The organism is Neorhizobium sp. NCHU2750 (genome assembly GCF_003597675.1).
Classification (GTDB): domain Bacteria; phylum Pseudomonadota; class Alphaproteobacteria; order Rhizobiales; family Rhizobiaceae; genus Neorhizobium.
Genome location: NZ_CP030827.1, coordinates 2,972,019 through 2,989,413, shown reverse-complemented (window position 1 = coordinate 2,989,413; position 17,395 = coordinate 2,972,019). Strand labels below are relative to the sequence as shown.

Annotated in this window: 21 protein-coding genes; 11 read left to right on the top strand and 10 right to left on the bottom strand. The window is 60.4% G+C overall.

Annotated features, from left to right (window positions below; genetic code table 11):
• The first annotated feature begins 20 nt into the window (after window positions 1-20).
• The 4 genes from NCHU2750_RS14680 (at window position 21) to NCHU2750_RS14665 (ending at window position 2,301) form a co-directional block, all read left to right on the top strand.
• Window positions 21-752, top strand: a complete 732-nt coding sequence (locus tag NCHU2750_RS14680) for a tellurite resistance TerB family protein (protein WP_119941178.1) — start codon at window positions 21-23, stop codon at window positions 750-752.
• Window positions 753-804: 52 nt separating this feature from the next.
• Window positions 805-1,101, top strand: coding sequence for a hypothetical protein (locus NCHU2750_RS30565; protein ID WP_162939639.1), 297 nt, complete (start codon window positions 805-807; stop codon window positions 1,099-1,101).
• Between the two features lie 298 nt (window positions 1,102-1,399).
• The gene (locus tag NCHU2750_RS14670) at window positions 1,400-2,086 is read left to right on the top strand and encodes a GNAT family N-acetyltransferase (RefSeq protein ID WP_119941176.1); all 687 of its coding nucleotides are present in this window, start codon (window positions 1,400-1,402) and stop codon (window positions 2,084-2,086) included.
• Between the two features lie 14 nt (window positions 2,087-2,100).
• A complete protein-coding gene (locus NCHU2750_RS14665) occupies window positions 2,101-2,301 on the top strand; it encodes a hypothetical protein (protein WP_119941175.1) in 201 nt (66 codons plus the stop codon).
• A 21-nt stretch (window positions 2,302-2,322) separates the two neighbouring features.
• On the opposite strand, the gene NCHU2750_RS14660 is transcribed toward NCHU2750_RS14665, so the two are convergent.
• From NCHU2750_RS14660 to NCHU2750_RS14650, 3 genes are all read right to left on the bottom strand, one after another.
• On the bottom strand, window positions 2,323-3,366 hold the full coding sequence (locus NCHU2750_RS14660; protein ID WP_119943374.1) for a nickel/cobalt transporter: 1,044 nt from the start codon (window positions 3,364-3,366) through the stop codon (window positions 2,323-2,325).
• A gap of 34 nt (window positions 3,367-3,400) precedes the next feature.
• Window positions 3,401-4,045 (bottom strand): DUF1007 family protein, encoded by a 645-nt coding sequence (locus tag NCHU2750_RS14655; protein WP_119941174.1) that lies wholly within the window; start codon window positions 4,043-4,045, stop codon window positions 3,401-3,403.
• A gap of 90 nt (window positions 4,046-4,135) precedes the next feature.
• On the bottom strand, window positions 4,136-5,029 hold the full coding sequence (locus NCHU2750_RS14650; protein ID WP_119941173.1) for a LysR family transcriptional regulator: 894 nt from the start codon (window positions 5,027-5,029) through the stop codon (window positions 4,136-4,138).
• Between the two features lie 547 nt (window positions 5,030-5,576).
• Between NCHU2750_RS14650 and odc2 the strand changes: the two genes are divergently transcribed.
• The 3 genes from odc2 (at window position 5,577) to NCHU2750_RS14635 (ending at window position 8,390) form a co-directional block, all read left to right on the top strand.
• On the top strand, window positions 5,577-6,710 hold the full coding sequence (gene odc2, locus NCHU2750_RS14645) for an ornithine/lysine decarboxylase (RefSeq protein WP_119941172.1): 1,134 nt from the start codon (window positions 5,577-5,579) through the stop codon (window positions 6,708-6,710).
• 116 nt (window positions 6,711-6,826) lie between these two features.
• A complete protein-coding gene (locus tag NCHU2750_RS14640; RefSeq protein ID WP_119941171.1) occupies window positions 6,827-7,396 on the top strand; it encodes a GNAT family N-acetyltransferase in 570 nt (189 codons plus the stop codon).
• Window positions 7,397-7,694: 298 nt separating this feature from the next.
• On the top strand, window positions 7,695-8,390 hold the full coding sequence (locus NCHU2750_RS14635; protein WP_119941170.1) for an OmpW/AlkL family protein: 696 nt from the start codon (window positions 7,695-7,697) through the stop codon (window positions 8,388-8,390).
• 76 nt (window positions 8,391-8,466) lie between these two features.
• Here the strand turns inward: NCHU2750_RS14635 and NCHU2750_RS14630 are convergent, their stop codons facing one another.
• Together NCHU2750_RS14630 and NCHU2750_RS14625 are read right to left on the bottom strand one after the other, a co-directional pair.
• Window positions 8,467-8,685, bottom strand: a complete 219-nt coding sequence (locus tag NCHU2750_RS14630) for a tautomerase family protein (protein WP_119941169.1) — start codon at window positions 8,683-8,685, stop codon at window positions 8,467-8,469.
• Window positions 8,686-8,715: 30 nt separating this feature from the next.
• Window positions 8,716-9,456, bottom strand: coding sequence for an SDR family oxidoreductase (locus NCHU2750_RS14625; protein ID WP_119941168.1), 741 nt, complete (start codon window positions 9,454-9,456; stop codon window positions 8,716-8,718).
• Between the two features lie 97 nt (window positions 9,457-9,553).
• Here NCHU2750_RS14625 and NCHU2750_RS14620 point away from each other — a divergent pair, with 97 nt between their 5' ends.
• Window positions 9,554-10,447, top strand: a complete 894-nt coding sequence (locus NCHU2750_RS14620; protein WP_119943372.1) for a LysR family transcriptional regulator — start codon at window positions 9,554-9,556, stop codon at window positions 10,445-10,447.
• Between the two features lie 291 nt (window positions 10,448-10,738).
• Here NCHU2750_RS14620 and NCHU2750_RS14615 read toward each other — a convergent pair whose 3' ends face one another.
• From NCHU2750_RS14615 to NCHU2750_RS14595, 5 genes are all read right to left on the bottom strand, one after another.
• The gene (locus NCHU2750_RS14615) at window positions 10,739-11,725 is read right to left on the bottom strand and encodes a WD40 repeat domain-containing protein (protein ID WP_119941167.1); all 987 of its coding nucleotides are present in this window, start codon (window positions 11,723-11,725) and stop codon (window positions 10,739-10,741) included.
• Between the two features lie 97 nt (window positions 11,726-11,822).
• On the bottom strand, window positions 11,823-12,965 hold the full coding sequence (locus NCHU2750_RS14610; protein WP_119941166.1) for a CobW family GTP-binding protein: 1,143 nt from the start codon (window positions 12,963-12,965) through the stop codon (window positions 11,823-11,825).
• Window positions 12,966-13,087: 122 nt separating this feature from the next.
• Window positions 13,088-13,492, bottom strand: coding sequence for a type II toxin-antitoxin system VapC family toxin (locus NCHU2750_RS14605; protein WP_119941165.1), 405 nt, complete (start codon window positions 13,490-13,492; stop codon window positions 13,088-13,090).
• 6 nt (window positions 13,493-13,498) lie between these two features.
• Window positions 13,499-13,744 (bottom strand): type II toxin-antitoxin system VapB family antitoxin, encoded by a 246-nt coding sequence (locus NCHU2750_RS14600; RefSeq protein ID WP_162939638.1) that lies wholly within the window; start codon window positions 13,742-13,744, stop codon window positions 13,499-13,501.
• A 48-nt stretch (window positions 13,745-13,792) separates the two neighbouring features.
• On the bottom strand, window positions 13,793-14,584 hold the full coding sequence (locus NCHU2750_RS14595) for a creatininase family protein (RefSeq protein WP_119941164.1): 792 nt from the start codon (window positions 14,582-14,584) through the stop codon (window positions 13,793-13,795).
• Window positions 14,585-14,737: 153 nt separating this feature from the next.
• Here NCHU2750_RS14595 and NCHU2750_RS14590 point away from each other — a divergent pair, with 153 nt between their 5' ends.
• From NCHU2750_RS14590 to NCHU2750_RS14580, 3 genes are all read left to right on the top strand, one after another.
• Complete coding sequence (locus NCHU2750_RS14590; protein ID WP_119941163.1) at window positions 14,738-15,223, top strand: MarR family winged helix-turn-helix transcriptional regulator; 486 nt, start codon at window positions 14,738-14,740, stop codon at window positions 15,221-15,223.
• Window positions 15,224-15,348: 125 nt separating this feature from the next.
• Entirely contained in the window at window positions 15,349-16,386 is a 1,038-nt protein-coding gene (locus NCHU2750_RS14585) for a LacI family DNA-binding transcriptional regulator (RefSeq protein WP_119941162.1), read from the top strand.
• A 40-nt stretch (window positions 16,387-16,426) separates the two neighbouring features.
• Window positions 16,427-17,392: a 2-hydroxyacid dehydrogenase gene (locus NCHU2750_RS14580; RefSeq protein ID WP_119941161.1), complete on the top strand. Its 966-nt coding sequence runs from the start codon at window positions 16,427-16,429 to the stop codon at window positions 17,390-17,392.
• The last annotated feature ends 3 nt before the right edge of the window (window positions 17,393-17,395 follow it).

Sequence of the window (17,395 nt, the reverse complement as noted above, 5' to 3'; positions counted from 1 at the left end):
TCAACCAAAGGGAGATATCGATGTTCGATGCGAAGAAACTTCTCGACCAGTTCCTTGGAGCTCAGGCGGGCGGCAGATCCACCGGTAGCGGGCCGTCGAAGGACTGGGCAGGTCAGATCACCGATATCGCACGCAACAATCCCCTGAAGACCGCCGGCATTGCTGCCGCCATCCTGGGCACGAAGACCGGCCGCAAGTTTGCCGGCAATGCGGTCACCATCGGCGGTATCGCAGCGGTGGCGGGTCTCGGTTATCTCGCCTACAGAAATTACCAGTCCGGCCAGTCTCCGCAGGCGGCGCCGCAGCCGGATGCCATGGCGCGTGAACCGATCGCTTTACCGCCGCCGGATAGCGCTTTCAGCCTCCAGTCGCCGCAGCTCTCGAACGATTTTGCGCTGACGCTGGTCAAGGCGATGATTGCTGCTGCCCGGGCAGACGGCCATATCGATCAAGCCGAGCGGGCCAATATCATGGAGAAGATCCATGCGGTCGATCTCGGTGCCGAGGCGGAAGCCTTCATCGCCGAGGAACTCGCCAATCCGGTCGATCTGGACGACCTTGTTGCGGCTGCGCGCACGGAAGAGCAGAGGGTGGAGCTCTATACCGCGACCCGGCTGACGATCGATCCCGATACGCGGGCGGAGCGCGGCTATCTCGATCTGCTTGCCGGTCGTCTCAATCTGCCCGATGCGCTGATCGATCATATCGATGCTACGGTTTCTGCGGCCAAGGTTGCGTCTCCGGCCGCTTAGGGTGGGGACGAGAGGGAAGCCGACTTTCTCAGGGACGAACAGGCGAGTGAGAGTGCGTGCCGGGGCGCGGGCTCCGCCGACCTCAAGCGCCGGTGCCGCCGCTGCGCTGACGAAACATCAGTTCAAGCCTCTTCCAGAAGCCCTGCCGTTCCGGTTCGCCGATGAGCGCACGGCCATGCCGGGTGATGGAGATGATTGCACCGGACGACCATTCTCCTCCCTGATCAACCGTCACAAGCCCACGCCGCGCGGCATCGCGAAAGAAGCTTTCATCCTCGAGGATTTCATAATCTTCTTCGCACAAAAGAAGATGTCCCCGGTTGACGGCCACCTGTCCAAGAAAAGATAACAGGCGTGGGTCTATAGGTTCCGTCTGCGGAAGTTTTACGGGCATTGGGCGATTCTCGGCGAAACTTGTTTCACTAGAACACTATTTCGGGGAAGAACAATATGCAGCCCGCGACAAAATATTGACGATGCTAAGAGAGAGTAAAACTCCTGTGGATTTGATTGGCACAATCGAGGCAAACAGGCTTGCGTGCTGGCTCCTATCTTCGTGCTCTCTGGATCCGTCGCGGAGCCACGGCCGAGATTGCCTCGCGATCTTCGTTCACGTAAGCCTCTGACATCAAAGCGAGGAGACCATGATGCGCGATCTGACGACATACAAAGTTGCGGCTCCGGGGCCCGTCACACTGCATGGGCGGTTCATCACGCTTGAAACCTACGATCGCGCCAAACATCTGCAGGCACTTTGGGATGCGCTTGGCGGTGCCAATCAGATCAACGAGCTGATCCGCTATTTTCCCAACGATCATTATTCGACGGCGGATGAATTCGGCGCCTGGATCGAGAATGCCCGCGACAAGCTGAGCTTCGTGACGCTGGTGGCGCGCGAAAACGCCACCGGCAAGGTCGTCGGCATGGCGAGCTATATGCGCCCCGACCCGAAGAACGGCGTGGTGGAAGTGGGCTCCGTGGCGCATGGCCCGGCCATGAAGCGCTCGCCGATGGCGACGGAACTGCATTACCTGATGGCGAAACACGTGTTCGACGATCTGGATTATCGGCGCTACGAGTGGAAGTGCCACAATGAGAACGAGCCGAGCAAGGTCACGGCGGTTCGCTATGGGTTCACTTTCGAAGGCGTTTTTCGCCAGCATGTGATTTCGCGCGGCGCAAATCGTGATACGGCGTGGTTCTCGATGATCGACGGTGAATGGCCGGTCATCAAGGCGGCGTTCGAAGCCTGGCTTTCGCCGGAGAATTTCGACGCGGACGGACAGCAGAAGCGCCGGCTTGAGGATATCCGTTCCGAGATCGCCGCTTCCTGACAAGAGGGCAGGGCATGGCGCCTGAAACGAAATCGCAGGTCATTGCCGCGGCGGCGATCCTGATCGGTGCGGTGGTGGTGATCTATTTCCTGCCGTCGCTGGTTCTGTGGATAGGTCAGTATTCGCCGGTGCTTGCCGTCATTGTCGGTGCCGTGCTGATGCTCGGCTTCTTCTGGATATTCTGGCTCAGGGCTTGCTATCAGCGGCGTCATTGACCTCTGGCCTGATTGTTCGGCTCAGGACTGAAGCGATGCGCCCAGCAGCGACAGGCCGACGATGAGCACGAAAAGCGCGCCGCCGATCTCGATCGCGTTGCCGACGCGCCGGCCGGTCTTTGAGCCGGGGCCGGCGAATTTCACCGCGATGCCCTTGGCGCCGACCGCGAGCGAGGCAAGAAGGGTGACGGTGATGGCGGTGCCGAGTGACATGGCTAGTACCGACAATATACCGCCAAGATAGAGGCCGTTCAGCAGCGAGAAACTCATCACCAGAATGGCACCGGAGCAGGGGCGCAGGCCGACGGCGACGATGGCCGACCAGGCTTCCTTGAGATTGAACTCCTTGCCGCCGAGCATTGTCGGGTCGGGCATGTGGCTGACGCCGCAGGCCTCGCAATAATCACCGTCGCCCTGATAGTCGTGTTCGTCGATCTCGACTGCCTTGAAGCTCAGGCCCGTTGGGTCGCGGGAGGCAGACGGGCCGTCGAACAGCATGGCCGTTGCCGGGCTCGGGCTGACCATACGGACGGCCGGCATTCCGAGTGCCCTGATCTTGCGGACCAGAAGCCAGGCGCCGAACAGCGCGACGAGCGCGAAGCTTGCCACTTCCATGGCCCAGGTCGCTTCCGTCATGGTGATGCCTGAACCGCGCAGGACGAGGAAGGCGGCGCCGACGACGAGGACGGCGACCAGTCCCTGCAGGAGCGAGGAGATGAGGGCAATCACCACGCCGCGGCGCAACTCGACCTCGTTGGCGACCATATAGGAGGAAATCACCGCCTTGCCGTGTCCGGGGCCTGCGGCATGAAAGACGCCATAGGCAAAGGAAAGGCCAAGCAGGCCGCTCATGGCATAGGTGTCATGCCGCATAGCGATCAGCGCCTTGGTGAGTGCGCGATAGAAGGACTGCTGGTAATAGTTGATCCAGCCAAGATAGGGCGCAAACGAGCCGGAGACGGAAAAGGAAGGCTCTGCCGTTCCCACGCCCAGCGGCGATTGCGCATGGGCTGCGCCTGCAAGGCAAAGAGCCGCGATGGCCGCAAGCGCGAAAGCCGTTCCAATACCGGGTCTTGCAGGTTTCAGCACATCGTTTCCCTCAGCAGCTCAATTCCAGGCGCGTGGCAAACAGCTTGGTCATGTCGGTGCCTGTCGGATCGTTGAAGAAGGCGTCGGTCAGCGTCGAGCTGTTCTGGGCGATCACCTGATCCGGGTCGGGTCGCACGACCTGATGCTTGCATTTGGCGAAGGCCGGGCCGTCGGCCACCAGATCCTGATCGGACGGAAAATCGACTGCCGTATACATGGTCGGGTCATAGATGCCGAAGGTCAGCTTTCCCTTCAGCGGCATGGGCTTGTCGGGCTTGACGGCGAAGAAGACGAGAAGCTGGTTATCCTTGAAGGTGGTGTGGATGACATCCGGCTTCCGGACGCCGATCGTCTCGCCATTCAGCGTCAGCGTGGTGAAATAGTGAAACTCGGCGAGCGAGGTCCGCATCGTCTCGCCGAGCTCTGCAAGTTCATGCTCGTCCAGCTTGAGGTCGGCATTCTTGTCGAAGTCGAGAAGCACGCTGGAGGAGAATACCTCGTCGAAGCGCCAGACATTGCGCAATTCCTGAACATTGCCATCGGTGCCGGCGATCACTTCCAGGCGCGATTCGACGAAGATGTGCGGATGCGCGAAGGCGGGGAGGGGCATGAGGCAGCATGCAGCCGTAGCAATGGTAACTGCGCTCAGTCGCATCCGGTCCGTCGCCCCTGTTGATATTTCCACGCTATGCCCTTCGAATAAGACGGAATTTCGGCTCTGCCTCGATCCAGGTGTTCTGTCGGTCTAGCGCGACTGGCGGAACCAGTTGGCAAGGAAATCGACGAAGCTCCTGACTTTGGCGGGCAGGTAGCGGCGGTGCGGATAGACGGCGTAGATGCCGCGATCCTTCATGATGTAGTCGTCGAAAAGAGTGACGAGCTCGCCCGAATGGATATGCGGGTTGGCAATGAAATCCGGGATGATAGCGATGCCGAGCCCGGCGCGGGCTGCGCGCAGCGTCGCCTGCGGACTGTTGACCTCGATCGGCCCGGAAACACCGACGGAGATCGTCGATCCGTCCTTCTCGATAAAGCGGATATTGTTGTGCCAGCGAGAATTGGTGTCGATGATGAAAGGCACGTTGTTCAACTGCTGCGGATGATCGAGAGGCCCATATTGGGCGACGATATCGGCGGTGGCGACCGCATGGACGCGGAAATCGTTGAGCTTCTTGGCGATCATGCCGGAATCTTCCAGCCGGGTGATGCGGATCGCGAGGTCGAAATTCTCCTCGATCAGGTCGACGAAGCGGTCGTCGGCGACGATTTCCAGCTGCACGTCCGGATGCGCCTTGGCGAAATCGATCATGCACTGGCCGACATCGGCATCGATAAACGTGCGCGGCACGGAGATGCGCAGGCGCCCCTTGAGGTCGGAATTGCCCTCGCGCACGAGGTCGGCAAGGTTGTCGATCTCCTTCAGGATATCGGAGGCGCTGCGGTAGTATGTATGGCCAGCCTCGGTCAGCGAGAACTGCCGCGTCGTGCGGTTGAGCAGCAGCGCCCCGAGATCGTCTTCCAGTTCGCGGACATATTTGGAGAGCAGCGCCTTGGACCGTCCGGTGCGCCGCGCCGCGGACGAAAAGCCCTCGGCTTCAACCACGTCGATGAAGGCGCGCATGCGGGTGAGTGTGTCCAAGGGACTGTCTCCTAAAGACTGAACGAAACCGGTCGTGTTGTTCGCTGTTTATGGACCAATGCAAAAAATCGGTCGAGCCCAAAAAACCTCTTGATTATGACGGCGAATATTCTTATCTCCCGGCTTGCCCAAAGTCGCACGTGCCCATGGGTGTCCGCCGACCCTCGAATTGAGATCACTCTCTAAGGTGAGGTCATCGGTAAGGTACCTGGAACTAACCCCTCCAGTCGCTATTCCGGCCAACCGGAAAATGCGAGGACATCTGAAGCAACGACGGTGCGGGCCTTTCTAGTCTCTGCAAGCTTTCCATCAGCCTGCAATTCTGAAGAGGCACACCATCATTGCCGGAAGTGCGGTAGGGACAACCCTCCAATCCAAGGCAGACAAAGCCGGATCAAAGCTCGTGGCAGGGCGTTGGTCTACATATCGCGCGGTAGAGCGTGTTCACGGTACCAGTATCTCCAACTGCTGGGCCCGGACGCATTCTCATCCGTCCTTTGTCCTCCGGTTCATAGCCGGAGCTTTGAGATTTTGAAGGGACTGACCGATGACCACTGCTCGCATCCTCGACTTCATCAAGACCCGACGTCCGGAAGGCCCGTGCCTCGTTGTCGATCTCGACGTCGTTCGCGACAATTTCCACGCCTTCCGTCACGCCCTGCCGGACAGCGCTATCTACTATGCGGTCAAGGCAAACCCGGAACCGGCAATCCTGAAGATGCTCGCCTCTCTCGGCTCGAGCTTCGATTGCGCATCCGTCGCCGAAATCCAGATGGCGCTCGATGCCGGTGCGACCGCCGACCGCATCTCCTTCGGCAACACGATCAAGAAGGAACGCGACATCGCCCGTGCGCATGCGCTCGGCGTCGGTCTCTTCGCCGTCGACAGCCATGAGGAAGTCGAGAAGATTTCCCGTGCTGCTCCCGGTGCCAAGGTATTCTGCCGCGTGCTGACCGATGGCGAAGGCGCCGAATGGCCGCTTTCGCGCAAGTTCGGCTGCGTGCCGCAGATGGCCGTTGACGTTCTCGTCTACGCCCATCAGCTTGGTCTCGAAAGCTACGGCGTGTCCTTCCATGTCGGTTCGCAGATGACCAAGGTCGATGCCTGGGATTCGGCTCTGGCCGATGCCAAGCGCGTCTTCGCACAGCTGGCCAAGCAGGGCATCGTCCTGCAGATGGTCAACATGGGCGGCGGCTTCCCGACCAAGTATCTGCGCGACATCCCGAAGGCTGAGGAATACGGTCAGGCGATCTCGGCTTCGCTGCGCAAGCATTTCGGCAACAACCTGCCGAAGACGATCATCGAGCCGGGTCGCGGCATGGTCGGTAATGCTGGCGTGATCAAGGCGGAAGTCGTTCTCGTGTCGCGCAAGTCGGACAATGACAACCATCGCTGGGTCTTCCTCGACATCGGCAAGTTCGGCGGTCTCGCCGAAACCATGGACGAGGCCATCCGCTACCCGATCCGCACCGAGCGTGACGGCGACGAGATGGAGCCTTGCGTGCTTGCCGGCCCGACCTGCGATTCGGCCGACGTGATGTACGAGAAGAACATGTATCCGCTGCCGCTCACCCTTTCGATCGGCGACGAAGTTCTGATCGAAGGCACCGGCGCCTATACGACGACCTACTCGGCCGTCGCCTTCAACGGCTTCGAGCCGCTCAAGGCCTACGTCATCTGATCGATCTCGATTGAGGCGATCTTCACTTTAGCCGGCCCCGTATCCAGTCGGGGCGGCAAATCCACAATGATCCGACGATACCGTTTGAATCGGTTTTGAGCGCGGGAGGCCCAAAGATGGCCACTGTTCTTGATTCTGTACGCGCATTCTTTGCGCCCGCTTCCACCTACACGATCGATGCCGAGAATTCGGCCGACGTGGTTGCCCGCGAAACCCTGCTCGATCGCGCCATGGGCGCCGATCGCCGCAAGAAGTCGTCGGAAAAGATCCGTCGCAATCGCCTGCCGGCCGAAGGCCTGGCGCTGGTCGCCCGCGACGGCGCCGGTCATGTCATCGGCACGGTGCGCCTGTGGAATGTCGAAGCCGGCATTTCGCCGGAAGGCACGCCGATCGATGCCTTGCTGCTCGGTCCGCTGGCTGTCGATGCCGCCCATGAGGGCAAGGGTATCGGCGGTGCCCTGATGCGGGCTGCGATCACCGAGGCGCACAAGCGCGGCCACGGCGCGATCCTGCTCGTCGGCGATGCCGCCTATTACGAGCGCTTCGGCTTCTTTGCCACAAAAGCTGCCCACCTCGTCATGCCAGGCCCGTTCCAGCGCGACCGTTTCCTGGCGCTGGAACTGAAGGCCGGCTGGCTCGACGGTGCGGCGGGCATGATCGTTGCAAGTGGACGCAAGCTGGCCTGACATCACATTGTTCAGCCCCAGGCCGCGGCGCCGCTCCGATCTGCCCTGACCCCGCCTCCTCAAAGGAGGCGGGGTTTTCGTTTCCGCGGTTGTGCTTTGCCAGTTTATATGCCGCAAGTATCTGATCTTGCTTGAGGCTTTCCATTTTAGCGAGGCCGCAGAACTGCGTCATATGGGCAACAGCTGCGGCGCTTTCACTCACGTAAACGGGAGGAGTTGATCTCAATCAAGTCGGTGCGGATTTGAGCGACTTAGATCTTTTCCAGACAGACAAAACTGGCTGGAAGGACAAACTGAAATGGCTAGCAGCATTGGCAGATATTCTCGTTGGGTGGCGGGTTTGGGTGCCGTTTTCTTCGCGTTCGGGGCAGCAGCTGCCGATTTGACGCCCGCTCCCGTGGCTCCCGCGCCGGTTACGACCGATGTCGATTCGCAGAGCCCGTGGATGATCCGCGTTCGCGCGCTCGGCGTCGTCACGCATGATTCGGGTTCGGTAGCCGGTGCGCCGGGCGTCGGCCTGAAATATTCGGATACGGTCGTTCCGGAATTCGATGTCAGCTACTTCTTCACCGACAATATCGCAGCGGAACTGATCCTCGGCACGACCTATGCCAATATCAAGACGACAGGCGCTCTCGGCGAAATTCCGGTCGGCAAGTCCTGGCTGCTGCCACCAACCCTGACATTGCAATATCACTTCACCAATATGGGCAATTTCAGGCCCTATGTCGGTGCAGGCATCAACTACTCGCTCTTCTACAATCAGTCGAACAAGGATGGTTTCCACAATCTTGATGTGGACAATCACTTCGGTTACGCGCTGCAGGCCGGCTTCGACTACATGATCGACAAGCACTGGGGTGTGAACGTCGATGTCAAGAAGATCTTCCTCAAGACCAACTGGTCGGCTGACAGCGATGCGCTCGGTTCGCTTCACGGCAAGGCCAAGATCGATCCGTGGCTTATCGGTGCCGGTGTGACCTACCGTTTCTAAGCGGAGTGATCCGGGTGTGAACTCTTACGGCGCGGTCTTCACCGCGCCGTTTCTGTCTGGGCGAGATCGATAGTCGTCAGCTTGCCGCCGGCGCGCGATAGGCGTCGGGGATGGTGAAGATCTCGTCCGCTCGGCCATAGCCACCGTCCTTGACTTCCTCGATCAGCACCATGGTGTGGGGACGGGCGGCCTCGCTCATATAGCCGACCAGCATGTCCGTCATGCGGTGCACGATCTCTTCCTTCTGGCTTCTGGTCAATGCGCCTTCCGGCGTCTTGATGTTGACGAAGGGCATGGGGATCTCCTTTCCCGTCGCTGTGTGTTTTCAGATCATGCCGCCATTGGCGCGCAGGACCTGGCCGTTGACCCAGCCGCTTTCAGGGCTTGCCAGGAAAGAGACGACCGCGGCGATATCATCCGGCTGGCCGAGGCGGCCGAGCGGGATGTTGCGGATGATGTTCTGCACCAGTTCCTCCGACTTGCCGTTCATGAACAATTCGGTCTCGACCGGGCCGGGTGCAACCGCGTTGACGGTGATCTTCCGCTTGCCGAGTTCCTTCGAGGCGACATGGGTCATGGCTTCGACGCCGGCCTTGCTGGCGGCATAGGGGCCGTAGCCAGGTCCATACATGCCGACCACGCTGGAGGAGAAGTTGATGATGCGGCCGCCATCGCGCAGCCGCTTGCCGGCCTCGCGGATGCCGTAGAAGGTTCCTGCAAGATTGATGGTCAGATGCTGTTCGAAGGTCTCGTCGCTCGTTTCGGTCAAAGGCGAGAGCTTCATCACGCCGGCATTGTTGACCAGGATGTCGATGCCGCCGAAGCTTCTCTCGGCCGCGTCGAACAGAGCGATGACGCCGCTGGATGTGCCGACATCGGCCTTGACGGCGATCGCCTTGCCACCGGCGGCTTCGATGTCGCGGACGACTTCGTCGGCGGCGGCCTGGCTTGAGGCGTAATTGACGACGACTGCGACCCCGTCTTTGGCCAGGCGAAGGGCCAGTGCCTTACCTATGCCCTTGGATGCTCCGGTGACGATGGCGACGCGTTGTGTGGTGGTGCTCATGATCTTTCTCCTTTGTTGCCCTTGAAGATATGGTGAGTGTGAAAAAGAACAATGATGCGCATTTGACATAACAATTTAGCTGTGATGAACAATGGGCATGGACAGACTCTTGCGCATGCAACTCTTCATCCGGGTGGTCGAGCGTGGCAGTTTCCTTGCTGCCGCGGCGGATCTCGGGATGGCTCGCTCAACGGCTACGCAGGCGATCAAGGCGCTGGAGGCGGATGTCGGAACGCGTCTGCTGGAACGCACGACCCGGCATGTGGCCGTAACGCTGGACGGTAAGGCGTTCTATGAGCGCTGCCTTGCGATCCTTGCCGATGTCGACGAGGCAGAGGCGATCTTCCGGGATGCCAAGCCGCAGGGTATCCTGCGCATCGATGCTCATCCGGTGATGACGCAGACCTTTCTGCTGCCGCATCTGCGCGCATTTCTTAATCGCTATCCGCTGATGGAGATCCATTTCGGCCAGAGCGACCGTTTTGTCGATCTGTTGCGGGAAGGCGTCGACTGCGTGATCCGGGCCGGGGAGGTGGCGGACAGTTCGCTGATCATGCGCAAGCTCGGTACGATCCGCGAAATGACATGTGCCAGCCCCGACTATATCGAAAGGCATGGCATGCCCAACACGCCGGACGAACTCGAGGGGCATAGGGCCGTCGGCTTCATCTCGTCCCGTACGGGCCAGATCATGCCGCTGGAACTGATGGACGGGGGAGAGGTGCGTTACGTCTCGCTGCCGGCACAGGTGACCGCCAACAATTCCGATACGGTGCTGGATCTTGCCCGGCGCGGTTTCGGGCTGTTTCAGGCGCCGCGCTACAACGTGCAGCGGTTCGTCGACGACGGCCGGCTTGTCGAGGTGCTGGCGGATTATCCGCCGCCGCCGACCCCGTTGTCGATCTTCTACCCGCAGAACAGGCAGCTTTCGCCGCGCGTGCGCGTATTCATCGACTGGGCGGCCAAGATATTTTCCGAAGCGGATATATGAGCTGGTCTCCAGTCGTTTTATGGCCGGAAGCCCTACAAAGATCGACCGAAGCTCTGCTGCATTAAGGTTACCTGTTCAGCATAAGGTACGCGGCCTGTTGATTTATTCTCGTCTAATATTAAACAAGAATATGCAACCATTGCGGGATTGTTCCGCAGCCGGAATTTGCATTCCTCTTCGGGGATAACGGCGGCGCCTTGTATTCATTCCGGTGCCAACGATATCCCATGGGGTGGGTGGGGGAAGTATGGAGCTCCCACCCATTCCCCACTTTGTCTAAGCCGGTCTATATCAGCCGCTGATATCGATCACGCCGCAATCACCGCCTTCGGATGCGAAGGACAACAGCTTGCCGCTGGCGCTCCAGCTCATGCCGGTAATGGCACCCTTGCCGGGACGGCGAAGGAGGGCTTCCTTTTCGTCGGCGATCCTGACGCCGAGGATCATCCCGTCGACGAAGCCGATTGCCAGCACCTCTTCTGCCGGATGGAAGGCGACCTGGCTGACCATGATATTGGCCCGCGTGCCGAGTTCCAGAGGCGCCTTGCCCATCGGGCCATCCTTCGACGAGAACGGCCAGACAATGGCGGCAGGAGCACCGGAAGAGGCGAGCCACTTGCCTTTCACCGACCAGGAGAGCGACTTCACCTTGGCGGGATAGCCGGTCATGCGCATATGGCGGTTTTCGCCGGCCTTGCCGTCGAGCTTCCAGCCGTGAAGCGCATTTTCCTGCATGGTGGTGACGAGGAAGCGGCCGTCCGGCGAGAAGGTGACGCCGGTATGGGCGCCTTTCCAGTCGAGATCCTGTGCGGGGGCATTGGTGCCGACCCAGTGCAGCGAAACACCATTGTAACGGGCGGCGGCGATCCTCAGGCCCTTGCCGGCGAAGGCGATGCCTTCGACGCTGCGCTCCTCGACAAATTCCTTCACCGTGCCATCGTTCTGGCGCACGGTGCTGGTCTTGCCGACGGCATAGGCGACGGCATTCTGCGGGCCGCCGGCGATGATGCTGATCCACTTGCGCGGCACATCTGCCAGCACCGTCGTGCTGCCATCATGGCCGATGCGCAGGAGCCTGCCATCTTCGCCGCCGGAGAGGAGCGTGGCGCTGAAAGGATCGCGGATGCAGGTCAAGAGCCCCTGATGGGCTTCGGTGACCTTTTCGCCGCCATCGAGGCGGTGGATGGTGCCGGCAGCGGTGGCGAAGAAGGGGATGTCGCCCAGAAAATGGGTCGAGACGACGTGGCCTTCGAGATCAAGCGGTGCAACTGTCGGCATCAGGCGGCCATCATTCCGGGCATGGTTTTATGATCCATATGGTTTTCGGGCGCCGTTTCCGACGCCCGCTTGTCTATATTCAAATCTTCGGCCGATGTCAGGCGGGCGTCTTGGCGCTTGCCTGGCAGGCGAGGAAGCTCTGCTCGATCTTGGCGAAATCGAGATTGCGGCCGATGAAGACGAGGCGGCTTTCGCGCTTCTCGCCATCCTTCCACGGGCGCTGGTGATCGCCTTCCACGATCATGTGGACGCCCTGGACGACATAGCGTTCCTCATCGCCGGCAAAGGCGATGATGCCCTTGAGGCGCAGGATGTTCGGGCCTTCCGTCTGGGTGATCTTCTGGATCCAGGGGAAGAAGCGATCCGGGTTCATTTCGCCGCCGCGCAGCGAGATCGACTTCACCGTTACGTCATGGATCGGCGACATCGCATCATGATGGCCATGATGGTGGTCGTGATCATGGTGGTGATGATCATGGCCGTGGTCATGGTCATGATGGTGGTGATCATGGCCGTGGTGATGGTGGTCGTGATCGCAATCCGGGCCACAGACATGGTCGTCATGGTCGTGATCGAGGAAATGCGGATCGTTTTCGAGGGCACGCTCGAGGTTGAAGGCGCCCTGATCGAGCACGCGGGCAAGATCGACACCCGAACGGCTGGTCTTGTAGATGCGGGCGGTCGGGTTGATGGCGCGCACGACATCCTCGACGACGGCCAGTTCTTCCGGTGTGACGAGATCGGTCTTGTTGATGAGAACGACATCGGCAAAGGCGATCTGGTCTTCGGCTTCGCGGCTGTCCTTCAGGCGCAGCGGCAGGTGCTTGGCATCGACGAGGGCGACGACGGCATCGAGTTCGGTCTTGGTGCGGACGTCGTCATCCATGAAGAAGGTCTGGGCGACAGGCACCGGGTCGGCAAGACCGGTGGTCTCGACGATGATGCCGTCGAAACGGCCGGGGCGGCGCATCAGGCCTTCGACGACGCGGATCAGGTCGCCGCGCACGGTGCAGCAGACGCAGCCGTTGTTCATCTCGTAGATCTCTTCGTCCGACTCGACGATCAGGTCGTTATCGATGCCGATCTCGCCGAATTCGTTGACGATGACGGCATATTTCTTGCCGTGGCTTTCGGACAGGATGCGGTTCAGAAGCGTCGTCTTGCCGGCGCCGAGATAGCCGGTCAGCACGGTGACGGGAATGGGCTTTGCTGCTTGAGCTTCGGTGGTTTGGTCGGTCATAGGGAAACCTCGAAGGGTTAAGGGCTTGCACCGCGGCATTTGCAGACGGCGCGAAAAATCGTCCGCTCCATATAAGGGCAAGGCCGGACGAGTTCAAAGGGTTTCGATGTTATAAAATCACATCAAGGGGAAGTCTGGATGTCGGTTGCGCGGAGCAGGTGGTCCATTGTCAACAAGGGTTGCCCGGTCACCTTGGCATAGGCATAGTGGAAACAATCGAAATTGCTGAGGTACCGTTTGCCGATGCCGTGCATTTGGGCAACTGTCACTGCGTGGGCGAGCAATTCCCGCGGTGATCCGGATTCGCGAAGCTCGATGCCGCGGGCATCGAGCCATTCGGTAACGGCGCCCATCGCTTCGCCATAGGAACAGTCGAGTTGGTCCGGCCGCGACAGGACGATGATTGCTTCCCAGGCTGCCAAGAGGGAGGTGAACGGTGCTTGTGCCGTGGCCAAGGCCTGTTCGTAGGCTGCAGCGTCTCTTTCATCGGCCATGAGCGAGACGATTGCGCAAGCGTCGACGAACATCCTTGCTTACCCCAGATCGTGATCGAGCTCATGATAGGTCGATGCGGAAACGGGTTTGCGAGCTTTCTTGAAGCTCAGGCCGCGCTTTGCCAGAATTCTGCGTGCTGTCTCACTCGGCGTTTCCTGTCTCACCCGTTGATCGATCGTCTCCCGTAGGGCGGTGATGACGGCCTCGGTAATCGTCGTCCCGTCCATCTGAGCGAGTTCGCGAGCAAGAGAATCTGCTTCTTCGTTGCGGATGTTGAGCGTCATGAAGGCCACCTCCGTGTAGCCTATCTTCGCATATTGTGTAGCCAAGGGCTATGCCAAAGTCCTTGCATCAAACCGTGCAACATCCTCCAGCAGCTCGATGATCCCCTTCACCGCGTGAGCCACCAGTTGCTCGCCGCGCTCTGCCGTCGCCGCTGCCGCGTTGCCGGCGACGCCGATCGGGTTGAGGTCCGACATCTTCCAGCCGAAGGCATGTGGGCCGTAGGCGCGGAGATGGGTGAAGTCGCGGGTGAAATCGGCCTGTCGCGAGGTAAACGCGGCGGCCTTCGCCATGTCGACCCTGTCGGGCCAGAGCGCCAGCATGACGGAGGTCTCGATGTCTCCGCCATGGATGTCGATTGCCTTGTCCTCGGGCGTGATCCAGCCTTGCGGCTGGCCGAAACGGGTCCAGCTGGTGGCGACCGCCAGCATGTCGAAGCGCAGGCGCGCCTCGGTGGCGACGATCGTCATCAGCGGAGAATTGCCACCATGGGCATTGAGCATGACGAATTTTCGGATGCCCTGATCGTTCATGTCCCTGGCAATGCCGAGCCAGCGGTTGACGGCTTCGTCGAAGGATAGCGTGCGTGTGCCTTCGACATCCATGTGCTCGACCGAATAGCCGACCGGCTCGGCCGGGAGGAAGGTCACAGAGAGTGCTGGCGGGAGAGCCGGGATGAGTCGCGTGACAAGGCCCTCGGCAATCAGCGTATCGGTGTCGAATGGCAGGTGGGGGCCATGCTGCTCATGGGCGCCGAGCGGCAGGACGGCGATCCAGTCTCGTCTTTCTGTGGACGCGAGTGTCGGATCATTGTCACAAAAGCGAGGGTGAGGATGCGGCATCTGGCGACCGGTTCCGGGTTTGGTTATGGATAGCGCGCAGCAATAGCGCATCGACCCGGAAGTCGGAATCGATTTTCGAAAGATCAGGGTCGCATGCGCCCAAGTAACGACCTTCGACACGCTGAATGGGCACGGGCAAAGCGGGCAGGACCGATGAGCAAGAAAAAGGGCGAAAAGAAATCGAAATCCGGCAAGAAGAAGGAGCTGGCCGCGCTTTCGGCCGCCGATCTCGCGCCGGCGATTACCCAGGCCGCCCGTTCCGTCAGGACGGCGCTGAGCCGCAGCATTTCCGACAGCGGGCTTTATGCGGGCCAGGACGGCGTCATCCTGGCGCTTGCCGAGGATGATGGGCAGACCCCTGGACAGCTTGCGCTCAGACTCGGGGTCAAGGCGCCGACGATGACGCGCACGATCGGACGGATGGAAGCGCAGGGTTTCGTGGCGCGGCGTGCCGATGGCCATGACGGGCGGTTGACCAAGGTTCACCTCACCGAGAGCGGGCTCAGAAGCGTCGAATCGATCAGCCAGTCGGTTGCCGATTGCGGCGCGATGGCGGTCCAGGGATTTTCCGACAAGGAGGTTCGCACCCTGCTGAAACTGCTGAGGGCGGTCGAGCTCAATCTGCAGCCGGAAGGTTAGGATTAACCGCGTCATCAGACTGTCGCATCCTCTATTGTCCAGGCGAATTAAATTGTTTATTTAAAATTTAATTCGGAGAGGTCGGGCGCAGAATTCCGACCCGATCAGGACATGACGGAGGGGATATGGCGCAGAAGGTCAAGCTCTCGACGATTGCGGACAGCCTTAATCTTTCAACGGCGACGATTTCGCTGGCGCTGCGCGACAGCCCGCTCGTTGCGGCCGATACCCGCGAGAAGATCAAGGAACAGGCGAGGGCGCTCGGCTATATCTACAACCGTCGCGCGGCGAGCCTGAGAACGTCACGGTCGGGCATTATCGGTGTTGTCGTGCATGACGTGATGAACCCGTTCTACGGGGAAATCCTCAAGGCGATCGAGACGGAACTCGACCGCAGCAGCCATACGTTCATCCTGTCCAATCACTACGATTCGGTCGAAAAGCAGCGCACTTTCATCGAGACGCTGCTGCAGCTCGGCGGGGACGGGGTGATCATGTCTCCGGCGATCGGTACGCCGATCGAGGATATCAAGCTTGCCGAGCAGAACGGCATGCCGGCCATTCTCGTCGCCCGTACGATGGAAGGCGTCGACCTGCCGACCTATCGCGGTGACGACAGCTACGGCATTTCGCTTGCCACCAATCACCTGATCGGGCTCGGCCACCGGGTGATTGCCATGATCGGCGGCACCGACCAGACGTCGACGGGCCGTGACCGGTATCAGGGTTATGTGGACGCATTGCGCAAGGCCAATATCGAGGTCGACCCGAGCCTTCGTATTCCGGGCCCCCGCACCATGCAGGGCGGGTTCGAGGCGGCCGTCAATTTTCTCTCGCTGCCGCAAAAGCCGACGGCTGCCGTCTGCTGGAACGATCTTGTCGCCATCGGCCTGATGAACGGCATTGCCCGCGCCGGGCTGATCCCGGGCCAGGACATTTCGGTGACCGGCTACGACGATCTGGAACAGGCCTCGATTTCGACACCATCGCTCACAACGGTATCGAACCAGCAGGCCGATGTCGGGCGGCTTGCCGCGCGCGCGTTGCTCGATCGTCTTGCTGGCAGCCACGAGCCGGATGGCCTGCACCTGATCAAGCCGGAGATGCGCATCCGCCAGTCGACCTCGCCCTACAAGCCCCTCAGGGACCTTGCCAAGGCGTGATTTCCGCCCACCTTACATCTGCCAACAACAGGATATCTGCATGACCCAGAATAAAGTCACCGTGCTCGTTCCCGGGCGTATCCATCCGCGCGTCATCTCACGCCTGCAGGAACAGTTTGATGTCGTGACGGTGGCTGACCAGAAGGGTGACCTCGCTCTTGATGATGCGACGCGCGAAAAGGTGCGCGGCGTTGCGCTGTCGGGCAAGCTGCAGGCCGAATGGGTGGAGAAACTCCCTAACCTGCAGATTATTTCCAATTTCGGCGTCGGTTACGACGGCGTGGACACGAAACAGGCTGCGGCTCGCGGCATCATCGTCACCCACACGCCGAATGTACTGAACGACGAGGTGGCGGATACGGCGATTGGTCTGCTGCTCAACACGATCCGTCGCCTTCCGGTGGCGGAAGACTGGCTGCGCAGCGGCCGCTGGGCGGCAGAGGGACCGTTTGCGCTGTCGCCGCTGTCGCTCAAGGGCAGGAGCGTCGGCATCCTCGGGCTTGGCCGCATCGGGCTGGAGATTGCCCAGAGGCTGGAACCGTTCAAGGTCAAGATCGGCTATCATACCCGTACGCAGCGCAGCGACGTATCCTACACCTATTTCTCATCCCTGAAGGCGATGGCGGAAGAGGTGGATACGCTGATCTCGATCATTCCGGGAACCGCGGAGACCCACAAGATCATCAATGCGGAGATCCTGTCGGCGCTTGGTCCGAACGGCGTGTTCATCAATGTCGGACGCGGAACGAGCGTCGACGAGGCGACGCTCGAAGCGGCCTTGCGCAATGGCACGATTGCTGCCGCTGGCCTCGACGTGTTCTACACTGAGCCGACCAAGGCGGGAGGCTTTCTCGATCTCGACAATATCTCGATGCTGCCGCATGTGGCGTCGGCCTCGGTGCCGACGCGCAATGCCATGGCCGATCTCGTCGTCGATAACCTGATCGGCTGGTTCGACGACAAGAAGGTACTGACGCCAGTGCCGGAAACGCCGGTCAAGGCATAAGCG

Bases quoted from the DNA above. Each gene is read 5' to 3' on its own strand.
- NCHU2750_RS14680 (WP_119941178.1), top strand. From the start codon at position 21: ATGTTCGATGCGAAGAAACTTCTCGACCAGTTCCTTGGAGCTCAGGCG.
- NCHU2750_RS14670 (WP_119941176.1), top strand. From the start codon at position 1,400: ATGCGCGATCTGACGACATACAAAGTTGCGGCTCCGGGGCCCGTCACA.
- NCHU2750_RS14665 (WP_119941175.1), top strand. From the start codon at position 2,101: ATGGCGCCTGAAACGAAATCGCAGGTCATTGCCGCGGCGGCGATCCTG.
- NCHU2750_RS14655 (WP_119941174.1), bottom strand. From the start codon at position 4,045: ATGCGACTGAGCGCAGTTACCATTGCTACGGCTGCATGCTGCCTCATG.
- odc2 (WP_119941172.1), top strand. From the start codon at position 5,577: ATGACCACTGCTCGCATCCTCGACTTCATCAAGACCCGACGTCCGGAA.
- NCHU2750_RS14640 (WP_119941171.1), top strand. From the start codon at position 6,827: ATGGCCACTGTTCTTGATTCTGTACGCGCATTCTTTGCGCCCGCTTCC.
- NCHU2750_RS14635 (WP_119941170.1), top strand. From the start codon at position 7,695: ATGGCTAGCAGCATTGGCAGATATTCTCGTTGGGTGGCGGGTTTGGGT.
- NCHU2750_RS14630 (WP_119941169.1), bottom strand. From the start codon at position 8,685: ATGCCCTTCGTCAACATCAAGACGCCGGAAGGCGCATTGACCAGAAGC.
- NCHU2750_RS14625 (WP_119941168.1), bottom strand. From the start codon at position 9,456: ATGAGCACCACCACACAACGCGTCGCCATCGTCACCGGAGCATCCAAG.
- NCHU2750_RS14620 (WP_119943372.1), top strand. From the start codon at position 9,554: ATGGACAGACTCTTGCGCATGCAACTCTTCATCCGGGTGGTCGAGCGT.
- NCHU2750_RS14615 (WP_119941167.1), bottom strand. From the start codon at position 11,725: ATGCCGACAGTTGCACCGCTTGATCTCGAAGGCCACGTCGTCTCGACC.
- NCHU2750_RS14610 (WP_119941166.1), bottom strand. From the start codon at position 12,965: ATGACCGACCAAACCACCGAAGCTCAAGCAGCAAAGCCCATTCCCGTC.
- NCHU2750_RS14605 (WP_119941165.1), bottom strand. From the start codon at position 13,492: ATGTTCGTCGACGCTTGCGCAATCGTCTCGCTCATGGCCGATGAAAGA.
- NCHU2750_RS14600 (WP_162939638.1), bottom strand. From the start codon at position 13,744: ATGACGCTCAACATCCGCAACGAAGAAGCAGATTCTCTTGCTCGCGAA.
- NCHU2750_RS14595 (WP_119941164.1), bottom strand. From the start codon at position 14,584: ATGCCGCATCCTCACCCTCGCTTTTGTGACAATGATCCGACACTCGCG.
- NCHU2750_RS14590 (WP_119941163.1), top strand. From the start codon at position 14,738: ATGAGCAAGAAAAAGGGCGAAAAGAAATCGAAATCCGGCAAGAAGAAG.
- NCHU2750_RS14585 (WP_119941162.1), top strand. From the start codon at position 15,349: ATGGCGCAGAAGGTCAAGCTCTCGACGATTGCGGACAGCCTTAATCTT.
- NCHU2750_RS14580 (WP_119941161.1), top strand. From the start codon at position 16,427: ATGACCCAGAATAAAGTCACCGTGCTCGTTCCCGGGCGTATCCATCCG.